Here is a 14,958-nt window from a genome sequence, read left to right on the forward strand (position 1 = left end):
GCATGACATTAACCTCCCCTGGTATAGACCACCGAAACATTGACGAATATCTGACAACAGTAAAAACGCCAGACCAAGCTATGATGTTATTGCACCAAATAAATAAACAGGCATCGATACGCGCTAAAACCGTAGTTAAACACACGCTGGATAATATAAGTCATGAAGCAATACAGCCGCCTGCATCATCACCGCTCACTGAGCAAGATAAAAACAGGGAAATAGAGTACAGGTTGAAAAAGATAAAAGTCTTCAGGGCTGCATTAGATATGAAGAAAATAGAACAACGACTTAGTGCTATCCGACAGTTTAATCTCGACAGCTATGCTGCGGAGCAAGGCAGAGTAGCGAACAGGGTATGTCATTACCTTCACCACCGCTGCCAAAACAGTAACCCCAGCAGGACATAAATAAAGGTATCTGGCCCACCCCGATAATCAAGCGGGCCAGTCACATCAGGCTATCAGCACTTGATCACGGCACGACCTCGCACCTTGCCCGCCAATAAGGCTCCGGCAACATCAATGGTCTGGGTCAACGGGTACTCCGTCGTTAACGCAGCCAGTTTTGCCATCGGCAGGTATTTGCAGGCTTTTTCCCAGAGCGCCGGGCGTTTTTCCGTACTGACCATTACGCTGTCGATACCTTGCAAGGTCACGTTACGCAGGATAAACGGCGCAACGCTTGCCGGGAGATCCAACCCTTGTGCCATACCACAGGCAGCAACGATGCCGCCGTACTGAAGGCTGGCACACACGTTAGCCAGCGTATGGCTTGCCCACGGTATCCACCGCCGCCACCCAGCGCTCTTTTTGCAGCGGTTTACCCGGCGCACTCAGTTCGGCACGATCGATAACCTCACTCACCCCGACGTCATTGCGCAACCAATCAGCCTCTGCCGGGCGCCCCGTAGAAGCCACCACCTGATACCCCAACTGCGCCAAAATAAGGGCCGCACAGCTGCCTACACCGCCGCTGGCACCAGTTACCAGCACCGGACCGTCCTCCGGTTTCACCCCGTGGTTTAACACTGCCTCGACGCAGAGCATCGCGGTAAACCCAGCCGTACCAATCGCCATCACATGTCTGGCGTCTGAACCCTGTGGCAACAGAGCCAACCACTCAGCGCTCACTCGAGCCTTACCCGCCAAACCACCCCAGTGTTTTTCCCCAACGCCCCATCCGGTCAACAGCACCTTGTCACCGGTTTTGTACTCTGGGTTAATGCTTTCTATTACCGTGCCAGCAAAATCGATACCGGGCACCATCGGGAATTTACGTACGATTGGACCGCGCCCCGTAATAGCCAGCGCATCCTTGTAATTGATGGAGGAGTAGTCGATGGCGACAGTAACGTCCCCTTCCGGCAATGCACTTTCCTCTTGTGCCACCAGCGCTGCATGATAATTGCCTTCAACCTTCGATTGCATTGAACATGTAAACCTCGTCTCCGTATCGTTCGCCCATCAGGGGAACGCAGCCGTAAAATTCACCAAATTAATTATTGACCGATCGTCTATAAATTAATACCACGGTAACTGTCATCACATTGCGTTTCAAGCGCAGCGCAGCAACCAGCAGTGAAGAGTGAGAAAAGTTTGTTATTTATCAATTTCACGACGGTGAAAAACACGCTGCTGTCAGCGTGATATTTCATCATCCGAGTGATAACCCAGGGCATGGGAAAAGAAGTACCAGAATTCATTCAGCGGTTGTGTGGACTGGTATAGCTTGGCTCTCATCACCGCCCCTTCCCAACCGCTCCAGAACATCTCCGACAGCTGCTCGGGTGGCGTCGTCGTGCGGATTTCACCCGCGATCGGTGCCGCTCGCAAACAGGTTTCCACCAGCCCTTGCCATGCCTTGAGAATCTGCTGCAACTGTCCTCGGAACGCATCGGGCAATCCAGGAGTTTCCTGCATCAAATTACCCACCAGACAACCCCGGGTAAAGGCGTATTTCTGCATGCCTCGGCCTGCATCCGCCACAAAATGGCTGAGCTGTTTCATCGGCGTCACGGAGGCATCCGACAGAAATTTATTCAGCTTATGTTGAAAGAAACTGTCATAGGACGCGAGCACCGTTCTCCCATAATCCTCTTTATTTTCAAAATAGTAATAAAAAGAACCCTTGGGAACACCGACGTTTTTCACGATGGCATCAATGCCGGTGGAGAGAAAGCCGTTTTGCGTCAGCAATGCAACCCGCTGCGAATCAGCACTTCGCGCGTGTCTTTATAGCTCGCATCGGTTTTTGGCGGCCGACCTCTGCCGCGTGGCGCAATATCCGTACTCACATCAGTCTCCTGAGATCCAACGGCTAAAATCATACACCCATCACCCTAATTTCACTATGGCAAGTGCAGAGGGACTCTGTCTGATACGGCAAGGTTCAACCAAGTATGACATAAAGCAAGAAATCGATAATATAAAATAATATTTCTCATTCTCATCAATATTCCTGCGATAAACTACGCCTCTGTTTCCACTCTGGTTTCTCTGACCCCGATGATCGTTTCACACGCAACGGCACAAAAAAGCGCAGCCTGCATGGCATTACTGGCGGTGCTACTGCTGTTTGTCGCTCCGGTGATATCAAAGGGGCGCGCCGAGCGGATGCCGTTACCGCAAGCGCATGAAATGGCAATTAATCATCACAGCGCAACGCCTGCGGCACATCATCACGCCGCCATGATGCAGGAAGAAGGGTTCGCCTGCAGCTACTGTGAACTGCTGGTGCATGTGCCCTTTATCATCGGTATCTTTATCCCTATGGTATGGCTGATGGTCCTGTTAGCACGGGCACCGCCGCTACCCCGCGTTTTGCCTCCATACTGTCCCCCGCTTGATGCCACGTATCTTCCGCGCGCGCCGCTACGCTTTCACCTGTCACCCATAGCGTAAATCTCCTTTTTCACAGTAACCGGCTATCGGATTAACACCGTGGATACGTCGTGCCCATAACGCTCGCGCTTATGGACCAGGGAGATCTCATTTCGTTCGAAATGCGCATCCGCCTTTTCGCAACGACATACCCTTTTTATCCACCGGGATCAGGTGGCTCCCGATCGTGGCGTTTGTCATACGTGCGATCGAAGACAGGTGAGAGTAATGAAAAAAACTAAAATGTTAACCACATCACTGGCGGTAATATGCACCTTGCCGCTTCAGGCAACGGCCAGCGAAGAAAACACACACCACCACGATGAAGAGGATGTGATGACGGTGATGGCTCCGGTCTGTTCGCCGTTAACCATTGTGACCTCACCCAAAACGCCGCGCCAACCCGTGCCCGCTAGCGATGGGTCGGATTACCTGAAAACCATCCCCGGCTTTAGCCAAATTCGCAATGGCGGCACCAACGGTGACCCAGTGTTCCGCGGTATGTTCGGATCGCGTTTGCGGCTGCTCACCAACGATGGCGAAATGCTCGGTGCCTGCCCGGCGCGTATGGATGCCCCCAGCTCTTATATCTCGCCGGAAAGTTACGATGTACTCACCACAAAGCGTGTTATGGGGGCCGGGTAACTCTGCGGGCACGCTGCGTTTCGAGCGGCTTCCCCCTCAGTTCACGCAGGTGGGCGTCAAAGGAAATGTCAGTCTGCTGGCTGCCTCCAACCGCCGCTGGGATCAAAATGCGGATATCAGCGTTGGCAACAAACAGGGCTATCTGCGGCTAACGGGAAACACATCCCGCGCCAACGACTACAAGGACGGAGACAATCGCCGCGTACCGTCAAAGTGGGATAAGTGAAACAGCGATATCGCACTGGGATGGACACCGGATAAAGATACGCTGCTGAAACTCTCCGCTGGCAAGGGCGATGGCGAAGCACGCTACGCGGGACGCGGCATGGATGGCTCGCAGTTTAAGCGCGAAAGCCTGGGCCTACGTTTTGAAAAAAGCAACATTGGCCCCCTGCTCGACAAGTTCGAAGCCAGCGCCTATTACAAGTATGCCGACCACGTGATGGATAACTTCAGTTTGCGCACGCCGGGCAGCATGTCGATGGGCAGCATGGGGATGTCTATGCCGATGGCAATGGCGATGCGTCTGGATCGCCGCACCGTCGGCTGCAGGATGATGACCACCTGGTTGTGGCAGGATTACCAGCTTCAAACGGGTGTCGATACTCAGTTGAATACCCACCGCAGTTTGGACAACGGCCGTTGGGATAAAGATGCCCGTTTCCACAATTATGGCCTGTTCGGTGAACTGACCTGGAAGGCCAGCGCACAAAACAAGGTTATTGCCAGTACCCGACTGGATCGTGCACAGGTCGATAACTTCACCACAGCAGAACAACCTAGCCGCAGCGCCACGCTACCCGCGGGCTTCCTGCGTGTGGAGCATTCCGTCGCCTCACTGCCGTTGATGGTCTATGCCGGCGTAGGCTACACCACACGTTTCCCCGACTACTGGGAGCTGTTTTCACCCACTCACGGGCCCGGAGGCAGCGCCAGCGCATTCGATAACCTGAAAATGGAGAAAACTACCCAGTTGGATATCGGCGCACAATACAAAGGGGAGCGCCTGACCAGTTGGGTCTCTGCCTATGTGGGTCGGGTGAATGATTTTATTCTGTTTCGTTACGATGCCAACAATGCTCGTATAAGCCAGGCGGATAACGTCAACGCACTCACTCTGGGCGGCGAGACCGGCTTAAGCTATCAGTTGACCGATCATTGGAAAACCGATGCCAGCCTGGCGTATTCCTGGGCAGAAAACCGTTCAAACGGTCGCCCGCTGCCGCAAATCCCACCTATGGAAACGCGCTTAGGGCTCTCCTGGGAATCCGGCAACTGGAGCAGCGGCGACTTGCTGCGACTGGTCAGCAGCCAGAACCGGTTAGCGGTTAATGAAGGCAATGTGGTCGGTAAAGACTTTGGTAGCAGCAGCGGCTTCGCCATTTTCTCTGCCAATCTGGCGTATAAGGTCACTGAGCAGGTGAAGGTCAGCGCAGGCGTCGATAACCTGTTTAACACCGCCTACAGCGAACACCTGAATCTCGCCGGTAACAGCAGCTTTGGCTACTCCGCCAATACCACGGTGAATGAGCCGGGAAGAACCTTCTGGGGTAAAATTAACGTGACGTTCTAAACCCATGCCGATGCCGGCGACACGTTTGCCGTCGGCAATGAGAGTAACACATTGAGCGCCGCGATATCTTGTTCAGAGAGTAAGGGGTTTTTTATCACCAGATACGCATCCAGCGCATCCCTGAAATCCGGTACGACGGTCAGTTGGTGCGCTTCAGCAATCACCATGCCTACCCCACCCCGACTTTTCATTAATGACATACTGACTTGTTCACTGCCGGAATCGTAAACTGCTTTCCCTTGCACCCACGGCTGATGCATGGCGACAAAGCGCTCAAACACACGGGCATAAGCGCACTCCGCCACCGGTTTGATCAACGGCGCCTGTTCCAGCGCGCTGCCCGGTGCCATCGCGGCCACGATCGACACCTTCAACGCATCAATAAGGTAGATGGGGTCATCACAGTGCACCGGACAGCCAATCACCACAGCCATATCGGCATCGCCATTGGCCAGCTTGGTCAGATTTTCCGGCGATTCAGAACTGCTGAATACGATGCGGTAACCGTGCAGCGTATCCATCATAAAGTTCATGATGCAGTGGTTAATATCCAGCGAAAACGTGCTGTTCAGCGCGATGTGTAGCGTCGTCGGCGCATGCTGGCGCAACTGATCGACCTTGCGTTGCAGTTGCTCCGCCGTTCTGACCATCGTCATGATTTCTGGCAGCATTTGCTGACCCTACGGGGTCAGCGACACGGCCTTGTTGGTGCGGTTGAGCAACCGCAGGCCCATATGCTGTTCCAGTTTTTTGATTTGCGCCGCCAGCGCCTGAACCGTCAGACAAGCGTCATCGGCCGCCGCTGTCAGCGATCCTAACTGGACGATTTTTAAAAAATGCTTCAGTACCTTGCTGTCCATACACCACCCGGCTACCTTGATTCTCCCTTTATAGCAGCCGTTGTTATCCTTTTCAACGCAGCGCAAGGTGTGCACCGATTATCGGTACACCGGATGGCAACAGCACAGATCCACCACCTTCTTACGCACCCGGTCGCGCATGGTCACTGCCGGTGTGCCAATGCGCAGCCCTGAGGTGATAAACGGCGAACGGGGCTCGTTCGGCACGGAATTTTTATTCACGGTGATATAAGCATCACCCAGTGCCGCATCGGCGTCCTTTCCCGTTTATGCGCGATCGGAAAGATCAATCAGCATCAGATGGTTATCCGTACCCCCCCGAGACAATCTTGTAACCACGCTGCTGCACCACCGCCGCCATGGCGCGGGCATTGGTCACCACCTGCCGCTGGTAGGTGGTAAACTCAGGGCGCAGCGCCTCCTTGAAAGCGACGGCCTTGGCTGCAATCACGTGCATCAATGGCCCGCCCTGAATGCCGGGGAATACGGCAGCATTGAGCTTCTTGTAAAAATCCTCACTCTGCCCTTTGGCGAGGATGATGCCACCGCGCGGACCGCGCAGGGTTTTATGGGTGGTACTGGTGACTACATGAGCATAGGGTAACGGATTAGGGTATTCCCCCGCCGCGACCAGACCGGCAACATGCGCCATATCCACCCAAAACACCGCCCCTACTTTATCGGCGATGGCACGCATGCGCGCCCAGTCTTTGTGGCGCGAGTAGGCAGAAAAACCGCCGATCAGCATTTTTGGACGGGTTTCCAGCGCAATACGCTCCATCTCGCCATAGTCGATAAGCCCGGTCTCAGGATCGAGCCCGTAGGGCACAATCTTGTAATGACGACCGAAAAAGTTAGACGGATTACCGTGCGTCAGGTGCCCCCCTGTGCCAGATTCATGCCCATTACGGTATCACCGGGATTGGTGAGCGCCAGAAACACCGCCGCATTGGCTTGAGCGCCCGCATGGGACTACACATTGGCATAATCGCAGTCGAACAGCGCTTTGGCGCGCTCAATGGCTAACCGCTCCGCCACATCAACAAACTCGCAGCCGCTGTAATAGCGCTTGCCAGGGTAACCTTCGGCATATTTATTGGTGAACACGGAATTCTGGATAGCCATCACCAACGGGCTGGCGTAGTTCTCAGAAGCAATCAGTTCGACATGCTCCTCTTGACGGAGTTGTTCATTCAGGATGGCATCCGCCAGTTCAGGATCGACATCGGTCAGAGTAAGGGAAGCGTCATACATGGCAGGGTCCTCTCAATTGAAATAATCGTATTGGATTCATGGGTGGAGAATGCGCATTATTGCGATGCTTCTCCGGGCCAAAAATGGCTGTCAGGCAGTGCTCGCGCGCCGAAGATGGCCTGTCCGACGCGCACCACGGTGGCACCCTCTTCGATCGCTATATCAAAATCCCCCGACATCCCCATCGATAGCGCATCCAGCGCAATCGTTGCGGGAGCACTTTGCCGCAATTGATCGCGCAGGGTGCGCAACAACACAAAGCACTCGCGTACGCGTTCCGCCTCGCTGGAAAAGCGCGCCAGCGTCATCAATCCACGCACCCGCAATACCGTGAAAGCAGGCAATGTCTGAATAAATGCCGGTACGTTCTCGGGCGCGAGGCCATATTTGCTCGCTTCACCGGAGGTGTTGACCTGCACAAACACATCCAGCGAACGTCCTTCATTTTGCAAACGGCGATCCAGCGCTTCGGCGAGTTTCAGGCTGTCCAGCGCTTGAAATTCGGTGGCGAAACGCGCCACCAGCCGAGCCTTATTGGTTTGCAAATGGCCGATGACTGACCATTGCAAATCGCTCAGATCCTGCATGGCCTCCCACTTACCCAACGCCTCCTGCACCTTGTTTTCACCCAGCATGCGGCACCCCGCCGCATACGCCAGTCGCAGGTTGCTTTCAGGTTTGGTCTTGCTGACCGGCAGCAGGCGCACCGAGGCAGGATCGCGCCCCACGCGCTGACAGGCCGCCGCGATACGCGCCTGTACCACCGTCAGGTTGTGTCGGAAATCCTCAACGCTCGTTGCCTCAGGATAAAGGCCGTGGCGATCGTGATGGGTCTGCGTGCTCTCAGAAAGCGATGCGCGTTAAGTAGAAGATGACATGGCCTGACGTTAACTTCTGAAAAAGGAAAAAAACGGGTTGTAGCGCGTAGCGGTTGTACCCGTTATTTATAGCGCTAAAATGGCCTGATTCATCCAGCCAATTACCTGAAGGGATACAGACCAATTGTTCAAACATGCTCAGCTTGAGTCGGTCAAAGCCTGGATCGGCGATCCAGCACAGCGCGCCCTGCCGCTGTACGTGCGCATACAGCGGGCGGTACGCCAGTTGATCCTTGATGGCATGTTGGATGTGGGCAAGCCATTACCCGCATCGCGCGCATTAGCGACATCGCTGGGCGTTTCCCCGGTCGCGGTAAACCTCGGCGCGCAGAGGCTGATAGCGAGACACCGCGCCTGAGCCAGCGTGGTAGCGCCATGTTTCAGGGCGGCGGCGTGCGCGATTTTCTTATCTCCCGCCCTTTTGCTCCGGGCGTGCCGGAAACGCGCAGTTTCCCACTCGCCGTCTGGGAACGTCTGGAACGGCAGATACTGAAAGAATATGGCACGCAAGCATTGCTGCACAGCCCACCACAGGGCATGGAGCCTCTGCGTCGGGCCATTGCCAATCACGTTAATCTGGAGCGCGGTGCACGCGCAACACCTGAGCGGGTGCTGATACTGACCAGTTCCCAGCAGACATTAACGCTGTGCGCCCAGGTTTTGCTTGATGTGGGCGACAAAATCCTCCTCGAAGACCCGGCCTATCACGGCGCGCGCAAAGCGTTCGATGCGGCTGGCCTCATCAGCGTGCCAGTACCGCTGGATGCCGATGGGGTAAGAGTGGACCAGCTGTTTACCGCCGCTGCCGCTTCGGAAACCCTGCCCAGAGCGGTGTTTCTGACGCCGTCACACCAGTTTCCTTCCTGTGCAACGCTATCTTTGGACAGACGGCTGGCCGTTATTGAGTGGGCCAGACAGCACCACAGCTGGATCATCGAAGACGATTACGACAGCGAGTTCCACTATGCGGGCAAGCCCACCGCGTGCGTACAGGGGCTGGACCTGCACGAGCGGACGATCTATATCGGCACCTTCACGAAATCACTGTTTCCCGGCCTGCGTATCAGCTATATGGTGCTGCCACCGTCACTGGTGGCTCCGATGACCGTGGCCCGTACCCTGCTGGACGGCCACAGTGCCCCCATCCCCCAACTCACACTGGCGCGCTTTATCGAAGATGGCCACTTTGGTGCCCATGTACGCACCATGCGCCTGCTGTATGCCGAGCGTCGCGATGTGTTGGCGCGACTGGTTCGACAGCATCTGGCCGATGTCGTGGAGCCATTAGTGCCCAGCGGCGGCATGCAGATGCCCTGTGTATTTATCCGCGATATTCCCGAACGTGAGGCGGTCGAGTGCGCCCGCCAGGCGGGTGTTGACCTGCTCGGGCTCTCAACGCTATCCGCCTTGCATCAACACCGCACCGGTTTTCTGATGGGATTCGCCGCCCACACGCCCTATGAACTGGAGATTGCCGTGAAAACGTTGGCAAGCGCCCTCAAAAAACTTCATATGACTGAAAAACAATTGAATTTACCGCATTAACAGACCTGCTATTTTCCCGCTTACGACAAGAGCGTTTATCCACGCTCGTTGTGCTACATAACGTCATCAAAAGGGGGAAATTATGTCTATCATTGAGCAAATCAACTACTATCAGCAAAAATTGACGTTCGAAATTGACGCAGCCGATCTGCACGCGGCGCGCCAGCAAGGCAGAAACCTGGTGGTGGTTGATGGTCGGCAACACAGCTATTATCAGATCGAACATATTCCCGGAGCCGTCAATCTGCCTCATCGATCGCTCTCGTTTGACACCACCACGACATTGGACAAATCGGCGCTCTACATTTGCTACTGTGACGGTATTGGCTGCAATGGCTCAACGCAAACCGCGCTTAAGCTGTTAATGCTGGGGTTCGAAGTCAAAGAACTGATTGGCGGACTGGACTGGTGGAAACGGGATGGCTACTCCACAGAAGGCAGTCAGGGGCAGGCAAAACGCCCTTCGCTGTGCGGCTGCTAACCCATCGCCCGGCAAATAGTGTTAACCCCCCGACAATTTATAGATTGATGGTTGCTGTAACTGTTTTTTCCTGCGCATGATGCAGAAAGTTTTCATGACTGTTACAGCAACATGATTAATGTAGCCTTGATTGACGACCACGTAGTGGTACGTTCCGGTTTTGCCCAATTGCTTTCACTCGAGCCTGATATGCAGGTGGTCGGGCAATATGCCTCGGCCGCCAGCGCCTGGTCGTCACTGTTGCGCATGAATAGCGATGTGGCGGTGATGGATATTGATATGCCCGACGAGAGCGGGCTGAACCTGCTGGCTCGTTTGCGGCAAAAACGTCCGGATTTTCGCGCCATTATCCTCATCATTTATGACACTTCAGCGTTTGTGCAAAGCACGCTGGATGCGGGCGCGCGCGGTTATCTCACCAAACGCTGTGGCCCGGAAGAACTGGTGCAGGCGCTACGCGCGGTGCACGCGGGCGGTACCTATCTATGTGCCGATGCGATGCGCGCTCTGCGCCATCCGCCGTAAAAATCAGATGTCTTGCATGAAATCACCCCGCGTGAACGTGAGGTGTTCGATCTGCTGGAGGCGGGTGTCAGCGTCAAAGCCATTGCCGAGCGCCTGGCACTGAGCCATAAAACCGTGCACGTGCACCGCGCCAACGTGCTTGGCAAACTGCAATGCGAATCCACCATTGAGCTGGTGCACTTCGCCTTGCAACACCATTTGATTAATAAAGCGTAATACGACCATGTCTGCACTACGGCGCTGCGGATTGATGCTGTTTCTGGCGCTGTGGACCATCAGCTTCTATCTCAATGATAACGGCCAGCAGGCGGCATTGTTATTGCCCCAAAGGCTACGTCTGGCGTTGCTGATTCTGCTGACACGCCGTTACTGGACCGTGATCATCGGGGTGGAAACCGCCCTCTTGTTCTGGCTGCACACGCAGCAACTACAAACCCAGTGGGTTATTTTGGCATCGGTTTGGTTCAGTCTGCTGCCCGCCTGGCTGACCCACAGCCAATGGCATCGCTACACGTTGTACTGGCAGCGGCTCTTGCTGCTGCTGATCGCGGTTTCTCTCAACAGCCTGTTGCAAATGGCACTGCCCGGTGCCGGTTTGCCTTCTCCGCTTACCCATACGTTGCTGGCAAGCCTGACCGGCGGCGTGCTGCTGATCCCGTTTATCTACCTGATCTATGAGTATCTCAAGCAGCAACACTTGCAAAACCTGCTGGCGCAAAACCTCTCCAACCCGCCGTTACGTACCTCGCTGCTGGTTTGGTGTTCTCTGTTTTTCTCACTGGCGGTGGGCGTGCAAATCTCGTTGTCGCCGGATGTCGAGCGCTTATTGCTGATTGTGGTATTTCTGCCTAACGTGGTGATGGCCTATGCCTTTGGCTGGCAATGCGGGGTGCTGGCGGCGATATTAGGCAGCTTACTGATTACCATCACCCGCCAGATGAGCGGCGCGTTTCATGACATTATCGAACTGGAGCTGTCTCTCTCCACGCAGGCGCTGCTCAGCATTGGTCTGGGTATCACCAACAGCCGTCAGCAGCAACTGGCCCAGCGCCTGAACCGCTATCGCCAACGCCTGGAGCAAGAGCTGAACAGGCGGCGTCAGTTGATGCAGCGTTTGGTCTCCACCGAGGAAGATATTCGCAAGGATATCGCGCGCGAGTTGCATGATGACATCGGACAAAATATTACGGCAATTCAGATACAAGCGGCGATGATTACCCGCCGACCAGAACCGCTGCTGACCACGCAGGCCGCCGCGCAAATTACCCAACTGGCGCAACGCGTACACCACACGAAGCGCCAACTGTTACGTCAATTGCGCCCACCGGTGCTAAACGAGATGTCACTGGAAAAGGCGCTGCACCATCTGGCGGATGAGTTTGCTTTTGCGCAACGCGGCATCGATTTCCGGCTCGATTATCGCCTGCCGCAGCCGCCAACGGACGATACCATGGTATTTACCCTTTATCGATTGGTGCAGGAGCTGCTCAATAACATCAGCAAACATGCCAACGCACGCCGGGTGCGCTTTCTCCTGACACCACTGCCCGGCATGCTGATGTTGGAAGTCAAAGACAACGGCATTGGCATACCAGAACAAGTACAGGAAGGCTTCGACTTACGTGGCATTGAAGAACGCGTGCATGCGCTGGGCGGCGAATGGATGTTACAACGACGTAAAGGAACACGCATAATTGTTAAGCTGCCGACAAATTTGCCTTAAAGGTGGTTTGAACTAGGAATAATTCCTATCAGGTTACTACCTTATCTCATCCGCTGACCGCACGGCTTTCCTACACTCCCCTCAACCGCTGGATAACCTCATGAGCGCAGACCCTATCAGTATCACCGCACACTACCGCTACTGGCGCGGACGTTTGCTGATTTCCATGGTGGTGTGTTACGCCGCGTTTTATCTCACCCGGCGCAGTGTCACCTTCGCCATGCCCGTCATGCAGGTGGAGCTGGGACTGGATAAAGCGGATATCGGTCTGCTCGGTACGTTGTTTTATCTGGCGTATGGCGGTTCAAAATTTGTGTCCGGCATGATGCATGACCGCATAGGCGCACGCTAGTTTATGGGCGTCGGCCTGCTGATGACCGGCGTGCTGAATATCGCTTTCGCGTTCAGCGCCTCCCTGCCCTCGCTGTTGCTGGTCTGGACGCTAAACGGGTTCTTTCAGGGATGGGGATGGCCGCCGTGTGTCAGGCTACTGACCCACTGGTATTCGCGTAATGAGCGCGGATTGTGATGGGGATGTTGGAACACCTCGATCAATATTGGTGGTGCCGCTGTCCCTCTGCTCTCCAGCGTACTGGCCGCCAGCCAGGGGTGGCAAGCCGCACTGCTGATACCGGGCGCGGTGGCGATTGTGTTGGGTGGCATACTTTGCCACCAACTGTGCAGCACGCCGCGGGAAGAGGGGTTGCCCACCGTGGGGCAATGGCGGCGCGATCCGCTGGAGTTACGACAGGAGCAACAGAGTCCGCCCATGAATCTGGGGTAAATGCTAAACCGCACTATTTTGCGTAACGGCATTATCTGGATCCTCGCGCTCTCTTATGTGCTGGTGTACCTGATTCGCATCGCACTGAATAACTGGGGCAATTTGTGGCTGACGGAGAGCCACGGCGTTCAGCTTCTCAGCGCCAATGCCACGGTGATGCTGTTCGAGTTGGGGGGATTGTTCGGCGCGCTGTTTGCCGGATGGGGCTCAGACCTGCTGTTTCGCGGTCAGCGTGCACCGATGATTTTGCTGTTCTCGCTGGGCTTATTTCTCAGCGTAACCGCCATCTGGCTGGTGCCAATTCACCATTACGCCCTGCTGGCAGTGAATTTTTTCAGTATCGGCTTTTTTGTTTTTGACTCTCAGATTCTTATCGGTCTGGCGGCCACAGAGTACGTCCATAAGGAAGCAGCAGGAACCGTTACCGGATTTCTTGGCCTGTTTGCTTATCTTGGGGCCGCATTGGCAGGGTGGCCGCTGGCACAGTGGATGCAATTCTACGGCTGGTCCGGTTTCTTTGCCTTACTGACACTGGCGGCAGCCTGTGTCGGGCTGTTGCTGATGCGGTTGATGATGGCGGGCACCAGTCGATCGCAAATGCATCCGTCTCGGGGGCCAAACGCTTCAGGCCCGCCTTGACACTGTTAACCACTGATAATAAGGAAGCATTATGAAACTTTCTCTTCTCTCTGCCCTTATCGTTAGCGGGATCGCTGCGGCCACGCTGTCCAGTGCAGCACAAGCCAAAGGCCGCCTCGTGGTGTATTGCAGTGCCACCAACGCGTTTTGTGAAGCAGAAACCAAAGCGTTTGGTGAGAAATATGATGTACAAACCTCCTTCATCCGCAACGGTTCCGGCAGTACGCTGGCAAAGGTCGAAGCGGAAAAACGTAACCCGCAAGCCGATGTCTGGTACGGCGGCACGCTCGATCCACAGTCACAGGCCGGTGAAATGGATCTGCTGCAACCTTATGTCTCCCCTGAATTGGCGAATATCATGCCGCAGTTTCGCGATCCAGCGAAACGCAAAGGCAATTACTCCTCAGCGGTCTACATCGGGATTCTCGGCTTTGGCGTCAACACCGAACGGTTGAAAGAGAAAAACCTGCCGGTACCGCAATGCTGGAAAGATCTCATCGATCCTATCTACAAAGGGGAAATCCAGATTGCCGACCCGCAAAGTTCTGGCACCGCTTACACCGCGCTGGCCACTTTCTCACAACTGTGGGGTGAAGATCAGGCGTTTGATTACCTGAAAAAACTCAATGCCAACGTGTCGCAGTACACTAAATCGGGTATTGCCCCGGCACGTAACGATGCCCGTGGCGAAAGCGCCATCGGCATCGGCTTCCTGCACGATTATTCGCAGGAAAAAAAGAATGGCGCACCGCTGCAACTGGTATCACCGTGTGAAGGCACCGGCTATGAAGTGGGTGGCGTCAGCATCCTGAAAAATGCGCGCAACCTGGAGAATGCCAAACTGTTTGTCGATTGGGCGCTGTCAAAAGAAGCCCAGGAACTCTCCTGGCAGAAGGGCCAGTCTTACCAGATCCTGACGAACACCAAGGCCGAAGCATCACCGTTGTCGCTCAAACTCGAAGAGCTGAAATTGATCAATTACGACATGGATAAATAAGGCGCGGAAGATGTGCGTAAAGCGCTTATCACCAAATGGGTGATTGAAGTCAAGATGGGCAAATAAGCCCACTGCCCCGGCATAAGCCGGGGCACAGATTGCTGACAGACTGACGCCAACACCGTTATTCCCGTACATCTTCCGTCATTCCCGCGCAGGCGGGAATTTCGTA

Annotated in this window: 6 protein-coding genes and 9 pseudogenes; 9 read left to right on the forward strand and 6 right to left on the reverse strand. The window is 54.9% G+C overall.

Going from position 1 to position 14,958, the window contains the following annotated elements; translation table 11 throughout:
• The first annotated feature begins 2 nt into the window (after nucleotides 1-2).
• Complete coding sequence (locus CS369_RS19185) at nucleotides 3-410, forward strand: hypothetical protein (protein WP_196908316.1); 408 nt, start codon at nucleotides 3-5, stop codon at nucleotides 408-410.
• Between the two features lie 53 nt (nucleotides 411-463).
• Here CS369_RS19185 and CS369_RS19190 read toward each other — a convergent pair.
• Both CS369_RS19190 and CS369_RS19195 read right to left on the reverse strand, forming a co-directional pair.
• Nucleotides 464-1,430 (reverse strand): annotated as a pseudogene (locus CS369_RS19190) (MDR family oxidoreductase).
• Nucleotides 1,431-1,640: 210 nt separating this feature from the next.
• Nucleotides 1,641-2,329: pseudogene (locus tag CS369_RS19195) on the reverse strand (TetR/AcrR family transcriptional regulator).
• 178 nt (nucleotides 2,330-2,507) lie between these two features.
• Here CS369_RS19195 and CS369_RS19200 point away from each other — a divergent pair.
• Both CS369_RS19200 and CS369_RS19205 read left to right on the forward strand, forming a co-directional pair.
• Complete coding sequence (locus tag CS369_RS19200; protein WP_196908317.1) at nucleotides 2,508-2,903, forward strand: DUF2946 family protein; 396 nt, start codon at nucleotides 2,508-2,510, stop codon at nucleotides 2,901-2,903.
• Between the two features lie 207 nt (nucleotides 2,904-3,110).
• Nucleotides 3,111-5,100 (forward strand): annotated as a pseudogene (locus tag CS369_RS19205) (TonB-dependent copper receptor).
• Here CS369_RS19205 and CS369_RS19210 read toward each other — a convergent pair.
• The 4 genes and pseudogenes from CS369_RS19210 to CS369_RS19225 all read right to left on the reverse strand — a co-directional run.
• Complete coding sequence (locus tag CS369_RS19210; protein ID WP_196908318.1) at nucleotides 5,097-5,771, reverse strand: LysR family transcriptional regulator; 675 nt, start codon at nucleotides 5,769-5,771, stop codon at nucleotides 5,097-5,099. The pseudogene CS369_RS19205 and the gene CS369_RS19210 sit on opposite strands and share 4 nt — an antisense overlap.
• A gap of 9 nt (nucleotides 5,772-5,780) precedes the next feature.
• Nucleotides 5,781-6,026 carry a LysR family transcriptional regulator gene (locus CS369_RS19215; RefSeq protein WP_196908319.1) on the reverse strand — a complete coding sequence of 82 codons (246 nt, stop codon included), beginning with the start codon at nucleotides 6,024-6,026 and terminating at the stop codon, nucleotides 5,781-5,783.
• 12 nt (nucleotides 6,027-6,038) lie between these two features.
• Nucleotides 6,039-7,214, reverse strand: a pseudogene (gene glyA / locus CS369_RS19220) (serine hydroxymethyltransferase).
• Nucleotides 7,215-7,270: 56 nt separating this feature from the next.
• Nucleotides 7,271-8,065, reverse strand: a pseudogene (locus CS369_RS19225) (YggS family pyridoxal phosphate-dependent enzyme); the annotation flags it as partial.
• 151 nt (nucleotides 8,066-8,216) lie between these two features.
• On the opposite strand from CS369_RS19225, the pseudogene CS369_RS19230 reads away from it, so the two are divergent.
• The 6 genes and pseudogenes from CS369_RS19230 (at nucleotide 8,217) to CS369_RS19255 (ending at nucleotide 14,852) form a co-directional block, all read left to right on the forward strand.
• Nucleotides 8,217-9,637 (forward strand): annotated as a pseudogene (locus CS369_RS19230) (PLP-dependent aminotransferase family protein).
• Nucleotides 9,638-9,719: 82 nt separating this feature from the next.
• Nucleotides 9,720-10,118 carry a rhodanese-like domain-containing protein gene (locus tag CS369_RS19235; RefSeq protein ID WP_196908320.1) on the forward strand — a complete coding sequence of 133 codons (399 nt, stop codon included), beginning with the start codon at nucleotides 9,720-9,722 and terminating at the stop codon, nucleotides 10,116-10,118.
• Nucleotides 10,119-10,229: 111 nt separating this feature from the next.
• Nucleotides 10,230-10,859 (forward strand): annotated as a pseudogene (locus CS369_RS19240) (response regulator).
• 7 nt (nucleotides 10,860-10,866) lie between these two features.
• Nucleotides 10,867-12,366, forward strand: a complete 1,500-nt coding sequence (locus CS369_RS19245; protein WP_196908321.1) for an MASE1 domain-containing protein — start codon at nucleotides 10,867-10,869, stop codon at nucleotides 12,364-12,366.
• A gap of 100 nt (nucleotides 12,367-12,466) precedes the next feature.
• Nucleotides 12,467-13,789, forward strand: a pseudogene (gene uhpC, locus CS369_RS19250) (MFS transporter family glucose-6-phosphate receptor UhpC).
• A gap of 31 nt (nucleotides 13,790-13,820) precedes the next feature.
• Nucleotides 13,821-14,852 (forward strand): annotated as a pseudogene (locus CS369_RS19255) (ABC transporter substrate-binding protein).
• The last annotated feature ends 106 nt before the right edge of the window (nucleotides 14,853-14,958 follow it).

The sequence above is a fragment of the Candidatus Symbiopectobacterium sp. 'North America' genome (assembly GCF_015762685.1).
Classification (GTDB): Bacteria; Pseudomonadota; Gammaproteobacteria; order Enterobacterales; family Enterobacteriaceae; genus Symbiopectobacterium.